The 19,163-nt window shown below is 63.5% G+C and carries 15 protein-coding genes; 6 read left to right on the forward strand and 9 right to left on the reverse strand.

The window, feature by feature from the left end:
* Positions 1 to 321 precede the first annotated feature (321 nt).
* Genes YUO_RS0120010 through YUO_RS0120020 form a run of 3 tightly spaced genes read left to right on the forward strand, consistent with a single transcriptional unit; the run spans position 322 to position 5,515 of the window.
* Positions 322 to 1,980 carry an HlyD family efflux transporter periplasmic adaptor subunit gene (locus tag YUO_RS0120010; protein WP_028348880.1) on the forward strand — a complete coding sequence of 553 codons (1,659 nt, stop codon included), beginning with the start codon at positions 322 to 324 and terminating at the stop codon, positions 1,978 to 1,980.
* A 12-nt stretch (positions 1,981 to 1,992) separates the two neighbouring features.
* A complete protein-coding gene (locus tag YUO_RS0120015; protein WP_028348881.1) occupies positions 1,993 to 5,121 on the forward strand; it encodes an efflux RND transporter permease subunit in 3,129 nt (1,042 codons plus the stop codon).
* A gap of 28 nt (positions 5,122 to 5,149) precedes the next feature.
* Complete coding sequence (locus tag YUO_RS0120020; RefSeq protein ID WP_028348882.1) at positions 5,150 to 5,515, forward strand: hypothetical protein; 366 nt, start codon at positions 5,150 to 5,152, stop codon at positions 5,513 to 5,515.
* A gap of 133 nt (positions 5,516 to 5,648) precedes the next feature.
* On the opposite strand, the gene YUO_RS0120030 is transcribed toward YUO_RS0120020, so the two are convergent.
* From YUO_RS0120030 to YUO_RS41185, 5 genes are all read right to left on the reverse strand, one after another.
* The gene (locus YUO_RS0120030; protein ID WP_028348883.1) at positions 5,649 to 8,585 is read right to left on the reverse strand and encodes a bifunctional [glutamine synthetase] adenylyltransferase/[glutamine synthetase]-adenylyl-L-tyrosine phosphorylase; all 2,937 of its coding nucleotides are present in this window, start codon (positions 8,583 to 8,585) and stop codon (positions 5,649 to 5,651) included.
* Positions 8,582 to 10,048 carry an ATP-binding protein gene (locus tag YUO_RS0120035; protein WP_028348884.1) on the reverse strand — a complete coding sequence of 489 codons (1,467 nt, stop codon included), beginning with the start codon at positions 10,046 to 10,048 and terminating at the stop codon, positions 8,582 to 8,584. The genes YUO_RS0120030 and YUO_RS0120035 overlap by 4 nt, the downstream gene beginning before the upstream one ends.
* Positions 10,032 to 10,712, reverse strand: coding sequence for a response regulator transcription factor (locus YUO_RS0120040; protein WP_028348885.1), 681 nt, complete (start codon positions 10,710 to 10,712; stop codon positions 10,032 to 10,034). Before YUO_RS0120040 ends, YUO_RS0120035 begins: the two co-directional genes overlap by 17 nt.
* A gap of 291 nt (positions 10,713 to 11,003) precedes the next feature.
* Complete coding sequence (locus YUO_RS0120045; protein ID WP_028348886.1) at positions 11,004 to 12,599, reverse strand: Do family serine endopeptidase; 1,596 nt, start codon at positions 12,597 to 12,599, stop codon at positions 11,004 to 11,006.
* 169 nt (positions 12,600 to 12,768) lie between these two features.
* Positions 12,769 to 13,647 carry a LysR substrate-binding domain-containing protein gene (locus tag YUO_RS41185; RefSeq protein WP_035727118.1) on the reverse strand — a complete coding sequence of 293 codons (879 nt, stop codon included), beginning with the start codon at positions 13,645 to 13,647 and terminating at the stop codon, positions 12,769 to 12,771.
* 113 nt (positions 13,648 to 13,760) lie between these two features.
* Between YUO_RS41185 and YUO_RS0120055 the strand changes: the two genes are divergently transcribed.
* From YUO_RS0120055 to YUO_RS43855, 3 genes are all read left to right on the forward strand, one after another.
* Positions 13,761 to 14,498 (forward strand): TSUP family transporter, encoded by a 738-nt coding sequence (locus tag YUO_RS0120055; RefSeq protein ID WP_028348887.1) that lies wholly within the window; start codon positions 13,761 to 13,763, stop codon positions 14,496 to 14,498.
* 95 nt (positions 14,499 to 14,593) lie between these two features.
* Positions 14,594 to 15,034, forward strand: a complete 441-nt coding sequence (locus YUO_RS41190) for a hypothetical protein (RefSeq protein ID WP_063830307.1) — start codon at positions 14,594 to 14,596, stop codon at positions 15,032 to 15,034.
* A 12-nt stretch (positions 15,035 to 15,046) separates the two neighbouring features.
* On the forward strand, positions 15,047 to 15,562 hold the full coding sequence (locus YUO_RS43855) for an MAPEG family protein (RefSeq protein WP_028348888.1): 516 nt from the start codon (positions 15,047 to 15,049) through the stop codon (positions 15,560 to 15,562).
* A gap of 24 nt (positions 15,563 to 15,586) precedes the next feature.
* Here YUO_RS43855 and YUO_RS0120070 read toward each other — a convergent pair whose 3' ends face one another.
* From YUO_RS0120070 to ccmE, 4 genes are all read right to left on the reverse strand, one after another.
* Complete coding sequence (locus YUO_RS0120070) at positions 15,587 to 16,108, reverse strand: DUF1993 domain-containing protein (protein ID WP_028348889.1); 522 nt, start codon at positions 16,106 to 16,108, stop codon at positions 15,587 to 15,589.
* A 74-nt stretch (positions 16,109 to 16,182) separates the two neighbouring features.
* Positions 16,183 to 16,680 carry a cytochrome c-type biogenesis protein gene (locus YUO_RS0120075; RefSeq protein ID WP_028348890.1) on the reverse strand — a complete coding sequence of 166 codons (498 nt, stop codon included), beginning with the start codon at positions 16,678 to 16,680 and terminating at the stop codon, positions 16,183 to 16,185.
* A gap of 4 nt (positions 16,681 to 16,684) precedes the next feature.
* A complete protein-coding gene (locus tag YUO_RS0120080) occupies positions 16,685 to 18,667 on the reverse strand; it encodes a heme lyase CcmF/NrfE family subunit (RefSeq protein WP_028348891.1) in 1,983 nt (660 codons plus the stop codon).
* Positions 18,664 to 19,155, reverse strand: coding sequence for a cytochrome c maturation protein CcmE (ccmE, locus tag YUO_RS0120085; protein ID WP_028348892.1), 492 nt, complete (start codon positions 19,153 to 19,155; stop codon positions 18,664 to 18,666). Before ccmE ends, YUO_RS0120080 begins: the two co-directional genes overlap by 4 nt.
* Positions 19,156 to 19,163: the final 8 nt, after the last annotated feature.

The raw sequence follows: 19,163 nt of genomic DNA on the forward strand, positions 1-19,163 counted from the left end.
CGCAAGTAGCGTTGCAACAGGCTCAGCAGGGACAAACCGAGACACCCGCCTCTTCTGACCGGAATTGCGTCGGCGCCTGCTGCACCTTGACATGCGCCGCTTGCTGTGCGGCCGGGTTGCCGAGCTTTGTGCAACTCGTCTCCCTGCCCCGGTCGGCAACACGTGTCGCATTTGTCCCGTCCCCGATAGGGCCAGACCGCGCGCCTGATTCCCTCAGGCGCCCTCCCAAATACTTCATCTGAACGCAAACAATCAGTGAATTTCGCGCGGCCCGCGTTACGGCCGATGGCTGACGGTCATTCAGACTGAAGGATTCTTGGTATGCTTTCCTATTTCGGGCGCGCCCTGCGTGCTCTCGCGGCAGTCGCAGCTCTGTGCGCTGCGATCGCTCCTGCTTCCGCCCATGAGGGTCATGACCATGGCGAGCAACCTGCCGTCTCGGCAGGCGCGTTGCCACGTGGCGAGGCCGATTCCAACGCTTTCGAGATCGTTGCCGTCGCACGGGGCGACCATCTTGAGATTCATCTTGACCGGTTCGCTACGAACGAGCCCGTGACCGGCGCAGTGCTTGAGGTTGAAACTCCAGACGGCTCCGTAAAGGCCACCGAGAATACCGACGGCACATACCGGCTGCCGGCGCCGTGGCTGGCAAAGAACGGACGTACCGAACTCATTTTCACGGTTACAGCGGGAGGCGCCGCCGATATCTTGCCGATGACGATCCAGACTGCGCGTGAGACGGCGCAAAGTGCCTTGCCAGGTCAAGCTACTCATGGCGAACGCATTGGCCAGACTTCGATCCTTCTCGCTCTGGGCGGCCTGGTGGCGGGCGCGCTGCTAACGGCCGTGGCGCTCCGTGGGCGACCAGCGGCGGCCACCATCGCCATCCTTGCTGCGCTGACCGGGGTCCGCGAGACGAAAGCGCATGAAGGCCACGGCCATGAGGAAGACAAGGCGCAAGTCGCGATCAGCGCCGTTTCAGGAGAACGCGCCCAGCGCCTGCCGGATGGGACGGTGTTCGTGCCCAAGACAGTGCAGCGAATATTTGCGCTGCGGACGCTGGTCGCCGAACAGGCGAAGCACAGGAAGGTAACCGAACTTCCAGGCAGGATCATTCCCGATCCCAATGCCAGCGGGTATGTGCAATCAGCCGTGGGCGGCCGGCTTTCCGCGCCGCCGGAGGGTTTTCCTCGGCTGGGCACACGGGTCAAACAGGGCGATATCCTGGGCTATGTCACGCCGCCGATTCAGGCGATCGATATTTCCGACATGCGGCAGCGCCAGGGCGAGCTCGATCAGCAAATCTCGATCGTGGAACGCAGGTTCGCGCGTTACGAACAACTTGCGCCGTCGGGCGCCATTTCCCGGACCCAACTCGAGGACACGCGGTTGGAGTTGGAAGGGCTGCGCGAGCGGCGCGCATCGATTGAAAAATCGCGCCGCGAACCCGAACCGCTGATTGCCCCGGTCGCGGGCGTCATCGCTGAAGGCAGCGCTGTGGCCGGCCAAATCGTCCAGCCAAGCTCCGTGGTCTTCAACATCATCGATCCCGCGCGGCTTTGGGTCGAAGCGCTCAGCTTCGAGACCGTCGAACCATCGCAGGGTGCACGGGCGTCGACCTATACGGGCAGAAATTACGACCTCATCTATCGCGGTACCGGCTTCGCCGACCGCAGTCAGTCGGTTCCGGTGCATTTTGCCGTAACGGGCGACACGGCAGGGCTCAGGGCCGGCCAGTTCCTGACCGTGCTGGCCGCCACCGACGAAACAAAAGAAGGTCTTGCGGTGCCGCGCAGCAGTGTCGTGCGCGGGTCTAATGGCCAGGATTTCGTGTACGAGCACGTCGCGCCTGAGCGGTTCGTGGCAAGGAGCGTGCGCACGGAGCCCCTCGACGGCGACCGGGTGCTGATCGTGTCCGGTTTCTCCCCGGGCAAGCGGGTGGTGTCGCAAGGCGCAGACCTTCTCGATCACGTTCGCTGAAGGAACACGTTCATGTTCACATTCCTGGTCAGCGCCTCCCTCCGCAACCGCCTCCTCATTCTTGCGATCGCGGGCATCCTCGTTGTGCTCGGCGCCTATACCGCGCGCCAGTTGCCCGTCGACGTATTCCCCGACCTCAATCGTCCGACCGTCACGATCATGACGGAATCGGAAGGCTACGCCCCGCCGGAAGTCGAGCAGCTCGTCAGCTTCCCGATCGAAACCCAGATGAACGGCGTACCGGGCGTCAGCCGCGTGCGGTCGGTTTCGGGCATCGGCCTTTCGATCGTCTACGTGGAGTTCGACTGGGGCACCGATATCTACCGCAACCGTCAACTGGTCGCGGAACGTCTCGCGCAAGTACAGAGCCAACTGCCGTTGAACGTCACCTCGCAGATCGGGCCCATCAGTTCGATTATGGGTCAAATTCTGCTGGTCGCGGTGACTTCGAAGACTGCCTCCCCGATGGAGGTGCGCGAGATCGCCGATTTCACGATCAGGCCGCGGTTGCTCGCCATACCCGGCGTCGCGCAGGTGATCCCGATCGGCGGCGAGGTCCGCCAGTACCGGATTGCGCCGCTGCCTTCTGCGTTGCGCGCACTCGGTGTGAGCTATGAGCAAGTCGAGCTGGCGCTGAGGCAGTTCGGCACCAATACCGGCGGTGGATTCACCGATCAGAACGCCCGCGAATATCTGATCCGAAATATCGGGCGCACCACGAGCCTGGAAGACCTGCGCAACATCGTCGTTACTACCATCGAGGGACGCCCTATCCTGCTGCGGCAGGTGGCGAACGTCGAATTCGCGCCTAAGGTCAAACGCGGCGATGCAGGTTATATGAGCAGGCCCGCTGTGATCGTCTCGGTCGAGAAGCAGCCCAATGTCGATACAGTGCGGCTGACGCAACAGATCACGCAGGCGCTCGCCGAGCTGGAGCCCAGCCTGCCGTCCGGCGTGAAAGCCAACGAAATCATCTTCAGGCAGGCTGACTTCATCGAAAATTCGATCCAGAACCTCGAACGGGTATTGATCGAAGCAGCGCTCGTCGTAGCGGCCATCCTGTTCGCGTTTCTCCTCAACTGGCGCACCACGGCAATCTCGCTTACGGCGATCCCGGTCTCGATCCTGACCACAGCCATCATTTTCACGCTGCTCGGTCTCTCGATCAATACGATGACCCTGGGAGGACTTGCTATCGCCACCGGCGAACTGGTCGACGACGCCGTCGTCGATGTCGAGAACATCTTCCGCCGGCTCCGCGAGAACAGGGAGCAAGGTAATCCCCGTTCAGTTTTCGACGTGGTGGTTTCGGCATCCAATGAAGTACGATCGGGAATTGTCTATGCCACGATGATCATCGTCCTTGTGTTCGTGCCGCTGTTTGCGCTCTCGGGCATCGAGGGACGACTGTTCGCACCGCTGGGCCACGCCTACATCATCTCGATCCTCGCAAGCCTGCTGGTTTCGATCACGCTGACGCCCGTGTTGGCATACTACCTGCTGCCCGGGATGAAGCGGCTTGCGGAACGGGAGAGCTGGCTTGTTCGCAAGCTCAAGTCCGCCAACCATGCGGCGCTCCGGTTCGCTTTCGCCCGCAAAGGATTGCTGCTTAGCCTGACGGCGCTCGCCGTGTTGGGCGCCGGCGCGGGCGCATTCGCCTTGAAGCGCGCGTTCCTGCCGGCTTTCAACGAGGGTACTTTCACGATCAACCTTGCGTTCGCCCCGGGAGTTTCGCTTACGGAATCCAGCCGGGTTGGATCGATCGCGGAACGCCTGCTGCTCGATGTGCCGGAAGTAATCAGTGTTGGGCGGCGGACAGGACGCGCCGAGCTGGACGAGCACGCGGAAGGCGTTCACTCCTCGGAACTTGACGTCGATCTCAAGTCCTCGCGGCGGCTAAAATCCGAGATCATCGCGGATATCCGTTCCCGGCTTTCGGTGCTGCCGCTCTCGATCAATGTCGGGCAGCCAATCTCGCACCGGCTCGATCACCTGCTCTCGGGCGTTCGTGCCGAACTTGCCCTCAAACTGTTCGGCGACGACCTCGACACCTTGCGCAACAGCGCGGAAGAACTCCGCGTGCGGCTTGCGAAGATTGACGGGATCCAGGACCTCCAGGTCGAAAAGCAGGTGCGTATTCCGCAGCTCGAAGTCCGCGTCGATTATACGCGGGCTGCCTTGTACGGCGTCCAGCCCGGCGCCGTTACGGACCAACTATCGCGGCTGTCGAGCGGACGCGTCATCTCGCGCGTGGTCGACGGCTACAAGCGCTACGACGTGGTTATGCGGCTGCCCGAGCGGCTGCGCACGACCGAGAAGCTCGGCGAGCTCCTGATCAAGACCCCCTCCGGCTGGATACCGGCACGTCAGATCGCGGATGTGAAAGAAACGGATGGGCCGAACCAAATCCTGCGAGAAAACGGCCGCAGACGCATCGTCGTGCTTGCGAACTCCGACGGCAAAACCGACATGGCGGAGATCGTGCGCCGCATTCGCGCAGAGCTGCAGGCGACGAACCTGCCGCAGGGCGTCACTGCAAGCCTCGAAGGCACATTCCAGGCCCAAGAGGAAGCCAGCCGCAGAATCGGCATTCTTTCAGCCATTTCTCTCGCGCTGATCTTTGCGATTCTCTACAGCCGCTATCGCTCCACCGTGCTGGCCTTGATCATCATGGGTGGCGTCCCGCTGGCGCTGGTCGGTTCGGTCGCGGCGCTGGCGCTGACCGACCAGCCGCTATCTGTCGCCAGCATGGTCGGATTCATCACACTGACGGGAATCGCCACACGCAACGGGATTCTGAAGATAAGCCACTACATCAATCTTGCCTTGCACGAACGGATGCCGTTCGGGCCGGAGCTTGTAGTCCGCGGAAGCCTCGAGCGCATGACGCCCGTGCTGATGACCGCGCTGTCTGCGGGGCTTGCGCTGCTGCCACTGCTTATCGCTGCGGACGAGCCGGGCAAGGAAATCTTGCATCCCGTCGCAGTGACGATCTTCGGCGGGCTTATCAGCGCGACCTTGCTCGATGCGCTGATTACGCCGGTGCTATTTCTCATGTTCGGCAGAAAGCCGCTGATGCGGCTAGTGCAACGTCAGTCCGACGAGTCTCTCCAGGATCACGCCGCTTCACATTCCTATTGATTGCTCACGTCTTGAAAGGAGATCGCCCATGAAACTCAGATACCTCACGCTTAGCGCCATCCTGCTGGCCGGAATACCGGCGTACGCACACGAGCCGAAAGGTTCACATGGAGGACGTGTTGGCGATGCCGGCGCTTACCATGCGGAACTCGTCGTGAAGGATAAGACGATTGAGATCTTCCTGACAGGTGAAGACGACAAACCAATTGACCCGAAAGGCTTCAAGGGCGTCGCCATCTTCAATTTGGGAGAAAAGGCAGAGCGCATAACACTCGCTCCTTCGGAGAAAAACGTGCTAAGCGGAACGTCGGCTACGGCCTTGCCGGCCCATCTCAAGGGAGCGGTTCAGTTCACGGCGCCCGACGGCAAGACCGCAACCGCGCGGTTTGATTGACGCGCCCTTCGCGCCATCGGTGGGCCAATGCCTATTATCATGATGCGATTTCGTAGAATCTCATCATGATCTCATCTCTTTGTTTGAGCATGATCTTTTCGGAAAACCGCTTGGCACTTTTCCGGATCATGCTCTAGTCCCCGCCCACCATGGCCCGAAAAACCCGCCTCACCTCGGCCTGGGTTTCACGTACCCGCGCTTCCAGCGTGGAGAAGTCAGGCGTGTCGCCGGCGCGCGCCATCACGCGCAAGAGGTCCTCTCCCGACGTCTCCGGCTTGAATTTGCCGGCGACGCAAAGCCTCAGGATCTGCGTCAGATCGTGATAGAGCCGCGCCGCCGAACGCAAAATCTCGGCGTCGGATGGCGGCAGCACGCCGAGGCGTGCGGCATTGTCGAGCACCTGCAGCGTGGAGACGCTGAGGATCTCGGGCTTTTCCGAGGCGTGAACGAGTTGCAAATACTGCGCGATGAAATCGATGTCGACCAGGCCGCCGGCAGCCTGCTTGAGGTCCCAGATTTCGTCCTCGCCCTTCTCCAGCGCAATCGCCCGGCGCATGTCCGCGACGTCGCCGGCGGTAGAGGTCGCATCGCGCGGCCGCGTCAGCACGCTGCGGATCGCGTCCTCGATCTCCTTCCGAAACGCCGGTGAAGCCGAGATCACGCGCGCCCGCGTCAGCGCCATGTGCTCCCAGGTCCAGGCTTCGCGTTCCTGATAATCGGAAAAGGAATCGATCCGCGACGCCAGCGGCCCGGCGCGGCCCGACGGCCGCAGCCGCATATCGACTTCATAGAGTACGCCGTAATTGGTCCGCGTCGTGAACGCCGAGATCAGCCGCTGGGTCAGCCGCGTAAAATATTGCGCGCCGTGCAGCGATCGTTCGCCGTCGGAATCGGGATTGTCCGCATCGAAATCATACAACAGGATCAGGTCGAGATCGGAAGAAGCCGTCATCTCGCGGCTGCCGAGCCGGCCCATCGCGAGGATCGCGGTCTCCTGTCCCTTGATGCGGCCGTACTGGGTCGCGAACTGGTCTCTCACCAGGCCGTGCACGGTATGCACAATGCCCTCGGCGACGTCGGCAAAGGCGACGCCAGCGTGCTGGGCGGAAACCGTGCCGGACAGGATCCGCGTTCCGATCAAAAACAGGCTCTCCTGCCCGAACAGCCGCAGGCGGTCGAGGAAGTCCTCGTAAGAGTCCGCGTCTTTCAGCGTCGCCGCCAGCCGCGCCGACAATTCCTTCCGGTCCGGCATCGCGCCGAAGAAACGGGGATCGATCAAGCCGTCCATGATCTGCGGCTGACGCGCCAGCATGTCGCCGAGCCGCGGCGCGGCGCCGAGGATCAAGGCCACCAGCGCGACCAGATCGCGGTTCTGGTTCAACAGTGAAATCAGCCGGCCGCCGCGCTGCAATGCGCCGAGAAAGCGATCGAACGTGGTCGCGGCGTCGTCGGGGTCTTCGGCATGCGCGAGACCGTGGATCAGGCCGGGCACGAATTCGATGAAGGCAGCCTTGGTCGCCTCGTTGCGGAGCGCGCGATAGTTGCCCTGCATCCACTGCTGCAGGGTGCCAGCCACCGCGACCGGCTTCTTGAAGCCGAGCATCGTCAGGTGATCGAGCAGACGCGCATCCTCAGGTCCGCCGGCATAATTGAGCTGCGGCAGCTTCACCGTGCCGGTTGGATCGCCCTCGAACAGCTTGCCGTAATGTCCCTGCACGACGTTGAGATGGCCGAGCAAGTCCTTCGCAAAGGCCGCCCGGCTCTCATAACCGAAGAAGTTCGCAAAACGCTCTACGGCTTCGGCATCTTCGGGCAGCGCATGGGTCTGCTCGTCCGCGATCATTTGCAGTCGGTGCTCGACGCGGCGCAGAAACTCATAGGCCGCGGTCAACTCGTCGTGGGCCTGAAAGCTGATCCAGTTGCTAGTCGCCAGCACCTGCAGCGCATGCAGCGTGGGGCGCACCCGCAGTTCCGGATGGCGGCCGCCGGCAATGAGCTGCTGCGTCTGTGCGAAGAACTCGATCTCGCGGATGCCGCCACGGCCGACCTTGACGTTATGACCTTCGACCGCGATCTCGCTCTGGCCGCGATAGGTCTGCATCTGCCGCTTCATGTCGTGGACGTCGGCGAGCGCAGCAAAATCCAGATGCTTGCGCCAGACGAACGGCGACAGTTCCGCGATCAGCGCCTCGCCCGCTTTGGCGTCGCCGGCGCAAACGCGCGCCTTGATCATCGCGGCGCGTTCCCAGGTCCGCCCTTCCCGCTCGTAATAGTGCAGCGCCGCCTCGGTCGAAATCGCCACCTGCGTCGAGGCCGGATCGGGGCGCAGGCGCAGATCGACGCGGAACACGTAACCTTCGCCGGAGCGTTGCTGCAGCAGGCGGGCGAGCGCCTGCGTCACCCGCACGAAGAACGGCGCAGGCTCGATGTCTGCGACCAGCGAGGTGCGGGCGGGATCGAAAAACACGATCAGGTCGATGTCGCTGGAGTAGTTCAATTCGCCCGCGCCCATCTTGCCCATCGCGAGCACGATCAATCCGCAGTCCTCCTCCGGCCGGTCATGATTGAGCGCCGTCATGCGGCCGCGCGCGACCTCCTGACGTAGCAGAAAGCGCAGCGCCGTCTGCACGGACACGGTTGCAAGATCGGTCAGCGCCGCCGTCACCCGCATCACCGGCCAGACCCCGCCGATATCGCACAGCGCGATCAACAACGCGGCCTCCGACTTCATGCGGCGAAGCAGATGCATCACGTCGGCCTCGCCCGCGGCAGCGAGTACGTCGCGCGTGCCTTTCTCGATCAGCGAGGAGAGATGTGATTCCGGGTCGCATGCCAGCAAGCGCAGCAGCCGCGCTGGGTCAGCCCGGATCAGGTCGAACAGGTATGGCGAGAACTCGGCGATGCCAAGCAGGATGGTCCTGGCAAGCGGGCGATCCAGCCACGCCATGATCTCAGCCGATTGCTCCGGCTCCAGTTCGGCGAGCCAGTCTCCCAGGCGTTGTTCGGCGTTACTGCTGGCTGCGATATACGGCCCGCTGACGAACCGCGCGGCCAAGGCGGAGGAATTCATGCCACCTTCTGTGGCACATCCTGCGTTTGAGCCGCAAGCCTGTTGCCCGTGGCAGATAGCGCCGGGACAACCAGCGTCGCGGTCAGGCCGGGACGGGAATCGCCGAGCCTGAGTTCGCCGCCATGCAAGGTCGCCACCGCGGACGCCAGGCTGAGCCCGAGGCCGGAACCCGGCAGTGTGCGGCTGGCCTCAAGCCGCACGAATCGCTCGACCGCGTGCTTGCGATCGCCTTCGGGAATGCCGGGTCCATGATCGGTGACGCTGAGCAGCACGTGGTCGCCTTCGCGCCGCGCCTCGATCAGGATCTCCCGGGTGCGCGCCGCGGCGGCAGGGTCCAGCGGCTTAACCACCGGCGAGGGCTTGCCGTATTTGATGGCGTTCTCGACCAGATTGGCAAGCGCCTGGCTGATCAGTTCGCGGTTGCCATGCAGCCGCGCGGTCGCGGTTTTGACGCGGAGCGTCATGCCGTCGTCTTCGGCCAGCGGCTCATACAATTCGTGGATGCCCTTGGCGACGTCGGCCGCGTCAAAATCATCCATGTTGCCGCGCGCCTGCCCGGACTCGGCGCGCGCGATCATCAACAGCGCGTTGAAGGTGCGGATCAGCCCGTCGGATTCCTCGATGGTTCGCTCCAGCGCCGCGCGGTATTCGGCCTCGCTGCCCGAACTCGCCAACGCCTCCTCGGCACGGTTGCGCAAGCGCGTTAGCGGCGTCTTGAGGTCATGGGCGATATTGTCGGAGACTTCCTTCAGCCCCATCATCAGGGTCTCGATGCGCTCCAGCATGGCGTTGAGGTTTTCCGCGAGACGGTCGAGCTCGTCGCCGGAGCGCCCGATTGGCAGCCGCTCCGAGAGGTCGCCCGCCATGATGCGCCTTGTGGTGCCGGTCATGGCGTCGATCCGTTGCAGCACCCGCCGCGCCACGAAGATGCCGCCGCCGATGCCAAGCACGATGACGACCAGCAGCGACCATTGCGCGGCCTTGGCGACGATGCCGAACAGCCGCCGCCGTTCCTCAAGATCGCGGCCGACCAGCAGCCTGAATCCGTTGTCAAGTTCGGTGACACGCACCAGCGCGCGATGATTGGTGGTATCCTGCTCGTCGAGCCTGCGATACATCGTCTCCGACCAGCCTGTGGAGGCCATCACGCCCGGGGACAGCGATTCGACATTGCCGCCGAACGCTTTCCCCTCAGGCGTGGTGACAAGATAGAGATTGGCGCCAGGCCGCAGCGCGCGGTAGCCGAGCGTGTTGAAAAGGCCGCGCAGGCCGCGGCGCGTGTAGATGGTCTGGATCTCGGCGATCTCGGCATTGACGATCGTGGTGATCTGCTCGTTGATCATCCGCCGCGTATTCCAGGCGAAATAACCCAGCAGCGACGCGGCAAATAGCGCGAACAGAAACAGATAGACCAGCGTCAGCCGGAACGCCGTGGTGCGGATCAGTTTACCGAAGGCCGTCACGGATCATGTATCCGGCGCCGCGGATCGTGTGCAGCAAGGGCCGATCAAAGCCCTTGTCGATCTTGGAGCGCAGCCGCGAAATATGCACGTCGATGACATTGGTCTGCGGATCGAAATGATAATCCCAGACGTTTTCCAGAAGCATGGTGCGGGTCACCACCTGGCCGGCATGTTTCATCAGATATTCGAGCAGGCGAAACTCGCGCGGCTGCAGCGTCAGTTCGTCCTTGCCGCGGGCGACACGATGGGAAAGACGGTCGAGCTCGAGATCGCCGACGCGGTAGGTGGTCTCCTCGGCCGGGCCGACATTGCGGCGCGACAGCACTTCGACGCGGGCCTGCAATTCGGCGAATGAATAGGGCTTTGGCAGATAGTCGTCGCCGCCGGCGCGCAGGCCCTTGATGCGGTCGTCGACCTGGCCGAGCGCGGAGAGGATCAGAACCGGCGTGCGAATGCCCTTATCGCGCAAGCTCCCGATCACCGACAGTCCGTCGCGCTTGGGCAACATGCGGTCGACCACCAGCACGTCGTAATCGCCGCTCTCGGCCATCGATAGTCCCTCTTCGCCATCGCTGGCGAGATCGGCGACATAGCCGACTTCACGGAACGCCTTGACCAGATAGTCGGCGGACTCGCGGTCGTCTTCTATGATCAACAGGCGCATCTGAGTGACGGGTGTAGGGATTGCTGCGGGGGCGCTCACAGGATTTGGTTCCTCTCACCATGGCGCGGCCGCCCTGCACATGCAAGGCGACCGCGCGGTATCGCAATCAAGTGAAAAGAGCGGGCGATGAGGCTGGGGGACCTCACCGCCCTTAGGCCCTTCCGACGGAGGGGGGCGTATTCCGAAGGAAGGTTGCCAGAGGGAGCGAGTTTTGCACCCGCTCCCCGGAAGGAGACGTCGGCGGGGGCGACGAATGCCGGCGTGACCCTCCATCTGGTATCTAGTCCTCGTTTAGCCCTTCGCTAGCGGCACCGCGACGAAGCGCGACGAACCGCCGCTCTTCACGCGCATGAGAACGCTGTTCTTGTTCTCGGTCCGCGCGGCGTCGATTGCCTCACGGACTTCGCTCGGGCTGCCGACGGTCTTGCCGGCGACCTCAAGAATGACGTCGCCTTCCTTAAAGCCGCGCTCGGCCGCCGCACTCTTCGGGTCCACCTCGGTAACCACGACGCCTTCCCTGCCGGCGCCGGCCACGCTGTTAGCGGGCGCCACCGTCAGGCCGAGCTTCGGAACGTCGGTTCCCTTGGTCCCGCTGCCCTTGTCTTCCTTGCCGATGTCGGCCTTGGTCTCGATCGTGTTCGGCAACTGGCCGAGCGTGAGGTTGACGACCTTGTCCTGGCCCTTTTGCAGCACGTTGAGCTTGACCGCGGTACCGGGTGCGAGACCGCCGATGGTGCGGGCGAGTTCCCTGGCATCCTTGACCGGTTCGCCATTGACGGCGGTGATAACGTCACCGGACTGGATGCCGGCCTTGGCCGCCGGACCATTCTGCTGCGGTTCCGCCACCAGCGCGCCTTGGGCCTTCTTCATGCCGAGACTGTCGGCGATTTCGGAGGTCACCGGCTGGATCTGGACGCCGATCCACCCGCGGCTGACCGAGCCCTTGTCCTTGAGCTGGGCGACTACCGACTTCACCGTCGAGGCAGGGATCGAGAACGCGATGCCAACGCTGCCGCCGGACGGCGAGTAGATCGCGGTGTTGACGCCCATCACTTCGCCGTTGGTGTCGAACGCCGGACCGCCGGAGTTACCCTTGTTCACGGGCGCATCGATCTGGATGAAATCGTCGTACGGACCGTTGCCGATGTCGCGGCCGGAGGCCGAGACGATGCCGGCGGTCACAGTGCCGCCGAGGCCGAACGGGTTACCGACCGCGAGCACCCAGTCGCCGATCCGCGGCTTGGAATCCGAAAGCTTGGCGAACGGGAAATCCGTGCGGCCCTCGACCTTGATCAGCGCCAGATCAGTGCGCTGATCAGTGCCGATCACCTTCGCGGTGTAGGTCTTGCCGTCCTCCATCGTGATTTCAACCTTGTCGGCGCCGTCGACCACGTGGTTGTTGGTCACGGCGTAGCCGTCAGGCGAGATGAAGAAGCCAGAGCCCTGACCCGTTACCGGGCCACGGGGGGCACGCGGTCCGCCACGCAGGCCGGGCGGCAAGCCATCCGGACCACCGAAGCGGCGGAAGAAGCGCTCCATCGGCGAGCCCGGCGGGAACGGCGAGTCATCGTCCTTGTTGGCGCTGTCGTCCTTGGAACTCTTGTCGGCGATGTTGATCTTCACCGAAATCACCGACGGCTTCACGCGCTCGACAATGTCGGCGAAACCGATCGGCCGCTCGACCTTGCGGACTTCGGTGTTGACCTGCGCGTGCGCCGCGCCGGCAAAGATATCAGCCGGGCCCTGTTGCGGTGAGAAGCCATACACGGCGGCGCCAACACCGGCGACAACGGAGGCCATCAGCGCGAATTTGCGGGCGGAGAACAGCGAACGGCGGGGTGCGCCGTGCGACGGAAGCGAGGATAGATCGACGGGACGTTCGGTCATGTCTGTAAAATCTCCAGAGCGAGAATTCTTCACTTCTACGGTGCGGGGGTTGGCACCTGTCACGTCGGAAGATGGGGCCTGCCGCCTTACCGCGCGCTGGCTTGGGGATTAAACTTTTGTAATGCGGCGGCTTATGGATGCGGCGGAATATCGCAGGCAAATCAGCCGGTTAAGACGACGCCCGGAAGCTTCTTCGCAACCAGTCGCGAAAGGCGATCAGACCCGGATCGGTTTCGCGGAACGGACGATACACCAAGTACCAAGCGCGTCCCTTGGGAACAGAAATCGCAAATGGCGCAACCAGGCGCCTCATCGCGAGGTCGTCTTCCACATACGGTCGCAAGCCGATGGCAACCCCGACGCCATCGAGCGCAGCCTGCAAGGCCATTCCGTAATTGGCAAAGCTTGGGCCGAGCGCTTTGCGGCGCAGTTTGACACCCGCTGCGGCCAGCCATAACGGCCAGTCTTCCGGCGAATGCACGACCTGCAGCAAGTTCTCGTTGGCCAGATCCGACGGCTTGCCAAGCCGCCGTGCCGTCGCGGCGGTGCATACGGGAAAGAGGTCAGCCGAAAACAACGGCTCGGCCGCCAGCCCCGGCCAATCGCCATTGCCGAGCAGGATTCCGCAGGTCCAGTCGTCCTTGAAGGGATTGATCGCGCCACCGGTCGCGAGCCGCACCTCGATTTCGGGATGCGCGCCGTAAAAGCTCGCAAGGCGCGGAATCATCCAGCGTACCGCGAAGGAAGGTCCGACGCCGATCGTCAAGACCGGTGTGGTCCGCATCGCTGCAACCTGCTCGACGCTGGCAGCGATCGAATCGAACGCCGCAGTGAGGCTCGGCTGCAGCGCCTTTGCTTGCGCGGTGAGCGCAAGGCCGTTGGGAAGCCGCTCGAACAGCGCGAGACCGAGCCGGGCCTCGAGCAACCGCACCATGCGGCTCACCGCCGCTTGGGTGACATTCAGTTCCTGGCTCGCACCCACGAAGCTTCCATGGCGCGCCGCGGCCTCGAAGGCACGCAAACCATTCAGCGAAGGCAGACGGCGCATGGGGAGCCAATTCTTAGACTAACTTTTCCTTGGTCTATGGCTGAACTAAACGCGTTTGCGAAGCCCCTGTCAAACGCGCATCAAACGGCATCGAATTCAACCGGACGACGCCCATGCTCAGCCTCCCGCTCGCGGCGGGTTTCGCCGCCGCCATCGTATCGACCTCCTTCATCTCCGGCATCTTCGGGATGGCCGGCGGCATGATATTGATGGGAATTTTGCTGATTTTCATGCCTCTTGCGCCGGCCATGATTTTGCACGGCCTGGTGCAGGTTGCCTCGAATGGCTGGCGGGCCTGGCAATGGCGCGCGCATATCGATTGGCGGATCGTTGCCCATTATGCCGCCGGCGCCGTCGTCGCAGCAGCCGCGGTCGGCGCCATGGCCATTGAGGCGAGCAAGGCGATAGCCCTAATTATCGTTGGCGTGAGCCCCTTCCTGGGACTTCTGCTTCCCGGCCGGCTCGCGCCCGACATTGGAAAGCCCAGCCATGGTCACGGCTGCGGAGCCCTGTGCACCGTGCTGCAGCTCCTGGCCGGGGTTTCCGGTCCCATCCTCGACGTGTTCTTCGTGCGCTCGCAGCTCAACAGCCGGCAACTGATCGCCACCAAGGCCGCCGCGCAAGTGATCGGGCACTTCCTGAAGGCCGCCTATTTCGGCCACCTGCTTGCCGGCGATGAGACCCTGTCGCCGATCGCCGTCATCGTTGCGATTCCGCTTGCGATCACCGGAGGATACCTTTCGCGGTTCGTGATCGAGGCGATCAGCGAGACACGATTCCGGACCTGGTCGCGCTACGTGATCGGCGCGGTGTCCACCGTCTATCTGATTCAAGGCGTGGTGCTGCTGTGACCCGCGCCGTGCAGATTGACAGAAAACCGGTGTCCTCCCTGCCGATTCACCTCAGGTCTTCATCTTCATACGCACCGTCACAATGGAGGTCTCCAATGACTATCGCCATCCGACACATCATCCTGAGCGCCAATGCAACGTTTCTCCTCGCAGCGTCCGCGGGCGGCTTTGCAAGCGACGTGCGCGGAATCTTCTTCGGCCTTGGGCCGGTCGCGCGTGTTGTGGCCGAGGCGCCCTATGCCGGACTTGGCTTTATCGAGGCGCACGGCCTGGCCTTCATCCTGGGCATCCTGATGTGGCGCGCTCAGCCAGCGCGCGGCTGGCACCTCGCGGCTGCAGCCATTCATGTTCTGCTGGGGACCGCCAATCTGATATTCTGGCAGCTCTTCATTGTGTCCGACATGCTGCTGGTCGGTTACGTCACCACGGCGCTGCATGGCCTGTTCGTCGTGCTGCAGATGTCTGCCGCGACCTCGGCCCGGATGCCGGACAGCGCTGCGGTTCACGCCGGTCCGATTTCGTCCGGCTACCGATAGTGGAGACGCCCCATGACCCGTGAACAGAAAACCGTTGCGATCGGCGCCGCCAGCGGCGTGTTGAGCATGGTGGCGGCAATAGCCGGCATCTCGAAGATCTGGGCGGATACCTCGGCCCTGACCGATGTCGCCGGTCGGCTTGCCTATACCCTGAAGGCAAACGCCCTTGCCGCGATCCCGCTGATGGTTGGCACCATCACCGTCGCGAACAACCGCTTCCTCAGCGAAGCGATCGATCCGACGCTGCACAAGGAGGATCAGGCAACACTGATCAACGGACGTGTGCTCGATAACACGCTGCAGCAATATGTGCTGTTCGTGATCGGCACATTGGCTCTGAGCGTCAGTTTGCCGGCCAGCCAGATGAAAGTCATCGCTGCGGCGACCATAGTGTTCATCGTCGCCCGGTTTGCATTCTGGATCGGCTACCGGATCCACCCGCTGTATCGGGCGTTCGGCATGGCGGCCACGATGTATCTGAACATCGGCATCCTCGCCTGGGCGGGCTGGAACATTCTGCGGAGCTGAATTGCGTCAACCCGGCACCGAAGATCACTTCTTCATCTTCAGCCGGCCCATGAAATCTCGCTTGCCGAGCGGTACGCCGTTGGTGCGCAGGATGTCGTAGGCGGTGGTGGCGTGGAAATAGAAATTGGGCAGCGAGAACGACATCAGGAAGCCTTCCGCGGTGAAGGGCAGCTTGTGATCGCCGAGGTGAAAGACGACGTCGCGGCCGCCGAGCGCGTTGACTGCCTCCGGAGTCCAGCCCTCCAGAGCCTCGCGGGTTTGCGCGACCAATCCCTGCAATCCCGCATAATCGTATGGCGTGTTGGACGCGGGCGGACGAAACTCTCCGCTTTGCACGCCCTCGATAGCGCCGCGCGAATGCTGGGCGACGGAGATGATCTGGAAACGCAGCGGCAGCATGTCGGGCGCCAGCCGCGCCTCGACCATGCGATCCGGATCGATGTTGTTGTCGCGAAAATGAACGAGGCCGCGCTCGAGGAAACCGCTGACCGCGCCAAGGGTCTGCAGATAGTTCGCCACGCTGGCGTCGTAGAGTGAGAAGGCCATGTCCGGTTTCCCCTGGTTATGTTTATTTTGACAGGGGAGTCATAGCTGAAGCCTGCCCGCTTGCAATGGTGGGCTTAAGCCTTCTTGTCCGGCGCATCGGCTGCGAGCAAGCGCTCCAGCCTCGCCTGTTCCTCTTCCGTCAGGTGCAACAGCGAAGGATCGGTCGCGCTGCCGGTATTCGAACGGCGGCGGCTGTAGAACCAGAGCGCCAGCCCGCCTCCGGCCAAGGCGAGCGGCGGCAGCAGCCAGAGCAGCACCGTGTGCGGCGTGAAGCGCGGCTTCAGCAGCACGAACTCGCCATAGCGCGCGACCAGAAAGTCGATCACCTGGCTGTCGCTGTCGCCGGAGGCGATCCGCTCGCGCACCAACAGGCGCAGATCGCGCGCCAGCGGGGCGTCGGAATCGTCGATCGACTGGTTCTGGCACACCATGCAGCGCAACTCGCGCGACAGGTCGCGGGCTCGCGCCTCCTTTGCCGGATCGGCCATGATCTCGTCGGGCTGCACGGCGTGAGCCGGCCCGCAGAGCGCCGCGGCGACAACAAGTACACATGCTGCAATGAAGCGCTTCAAGGCCCTACTCCGCCGGCTGCAGCGCGCGGGCAGTCTTGGCCGGCTTCGGCGCGCCGACGCGCAGGCGGCGGTCCGAGAGCGACAGCAGGCCGCCGAACGCCATCAGGACAGGGCCCCACCAGATCAGGAGCACCAGCGGCTTGTGATAGATGCGCACGGCGATGGCGCCCTCCGCATTAGTGTCGCCGAGCGAAACGTAGACCTGGCTGGCGCCGCGGGTCAGCAGCGCGGCCTCGGTCGTCGAGGAGTCCCGCGTGGTGAAGTTGCGCTTCGACGGCGTCATCACCTGGAGCGTTTCTCCGTCGTGGCTGACCGTAAACTGCGCGATCATCTCCCGGAAGTTCGGTCCCTGCCGTTGCGTGATGTCGTCGAGCTTCAACTGATAGCCGGCGACGCTCGCGACATCGCGCGGCTTCATCGTGCCGATATATTCGCTATTCCAGGTGGTCTCGCAGACGATGCCGATCAGCGCGACGCCAATGCCAGCATGCGCGAACGCCGTGCCCCAGGTCGCGCGCGGTAGGCCACGCGCACGAGCCATCGCAGTGGCCAAGGGAACGCGGAACAGCGCCATGCGTTCGGCAAGATCACTCAAGGCGCCGCCAATCACGAATATCGCAAGCCCGATCGCCAGCGGCGCGAGCGTGGCTCCGCCATGGGTCCATGCAAACAGCACCGCAATCGCGACCAGCGCCGCGATACCGGCCGCAGTCAGCCGCTGCGCCGCGCCGAGCAGATCGCCGCGCTTCCAGGCCAGCAGCGGCGCAAACGGCATGGCGACCAGGAGCGGCACGAACAGCGGCCCAAAGGTCAGGTTGAAGAACGGTGCGCCGACCGAAATCTTGTCGCCGGTCAGCACTTCCAGCGCCAGCGGATAGAGCGTTCCGATGAACACGGTGGCGCAGGCAGAGGTGAGAAAGAGATTGTTGAGCACCAGCGCGCCCTCGCGCGAGACCGGCGCGAACAGCCCGCCCTGCTTCAGTGCCGGGGCGCGCCAGGCGTACAGCGTAAGACTGCCGCCGATGAACAGGCACAGGATCAGCAGGATGAATACGCCGCGCGAGGGATCGGTCGCGAACGCGTGCACCGAGGTCAGCACGCCCGAGCGCACTAGGAAGGTGCCAAGCAGCGACAGCGAGAACGCCAGGATCGACAGCAGGATCGTCCAGACCTTGAGCGCGTTGCGCTTTTCCATCACGACAGCGGAATGCAACAGCGCGGTGCCGGCGAGCCAGGGCATCAGCGAAGCGTTCTCGACCGGATCCCAGAACCACCAGCCGCCCCAGCCGAGTTCGTAATAGGCCCAGTACGAGCCCATGGCGATGCCGAGCGTGAGGAAGATCCAGGCCACGAGAGTCCACGGCCGCACCCAGCGCGCCCATGCCGCGTCGATCCGGCCTTCGATCAAGGCGGCGATCGCGAACGAGAACGAGATCGAAAACCCGACATAGCCGAGATAGAGCATCGGCGGATGCACGGCCAGCCCAATGTCCTGCAGCACCGGATTGAGATCGCGGCCCTCGATCGGTGGGCTCGCGATGCGCAGGAACGGGTTCGACGTGACCAGGATGAACAGATAGAACGCAGCCGCGATCCAGCCCTGCACGGCCAGCACATGGGCGCGCAGCGACAGCGGCAAATTGTTGCCGAAGGCGGCAACCAGGCCGCCGAACAGCGCCAGGATCGCCACCCATAGCAGCATCGATCCTTCGTGATTGCCCCACACGCCGGTGATCTTGTAGAGCAACGGCTTCATCGAATGCGAATTCTCGAACACGTTGACGACGGAGAAATCCGAGGCGACGTGCAGCATCACCAGGGCCGTGAACGAGGCCGCCACGAACAGCAATTGTGCCAGCGCCGTGGAGCGCGCGACATTCATCAGTGCAGGATCGCCCCAGCGCGCGCCCAGCATCGGCACCGTGGACTGGATCAGCGCAAGCGCGAGCGCCAGCACCAGCGCGTAATGCCCGGCTTCCGCGATCACTTCACGGTCCCCTGCACCGGCGCAGATGCGGCCGTGGCGCCGGGCTTTGCGCCATAGTCGTCCTTCCAGTGCCCCTGCTTCTTCAGGGCGTCGGCGACGTCCCTGGGCATATAGGTCTCGTCATGCTTGGCCAGCACGGTATCAGCCTTGAATACGCCTGACGCATCGAGCGCGCCCTCGGCGACGACGCCCTGCCCTTCGCGGAACAGGTCCGGCAACATTCCCTTGTAGGCGACGGGCAGCGTGGCGCTGCCGTCGGCGATGCTGAAGTTCACGGCAAGGTTGTCGCCGCGCACCAGCGAGCCCGGCTGCACCAGGCCGCCGAGGCGGAACCGCTTGCCGGGCGGGATCTGCTTTTCCGCCGCCATGGTCGGCGTGGAAAAGAACACGATGGAATCGCGCATCGCGTTCAGCACCAGCGCCGCCGCGACCGCAAGCACCGCGAGCGAACTGCAGATCATGGTCAAACGCCGCTGCTTGCGCGTCATCAATATCC

Origin of the sequence: Bradyrhizobium murdochi (assembly GCF_000472965.1) — a bacterium.
In the GTDB taxonomy this organism is placed as follows: Bacteria; Pseudomonadota; Alphaproteobacteria; order Rhizobiales; family Xanthobacteraceae; genus Bradyrhizobium; species Bradyrhizobium murdochi.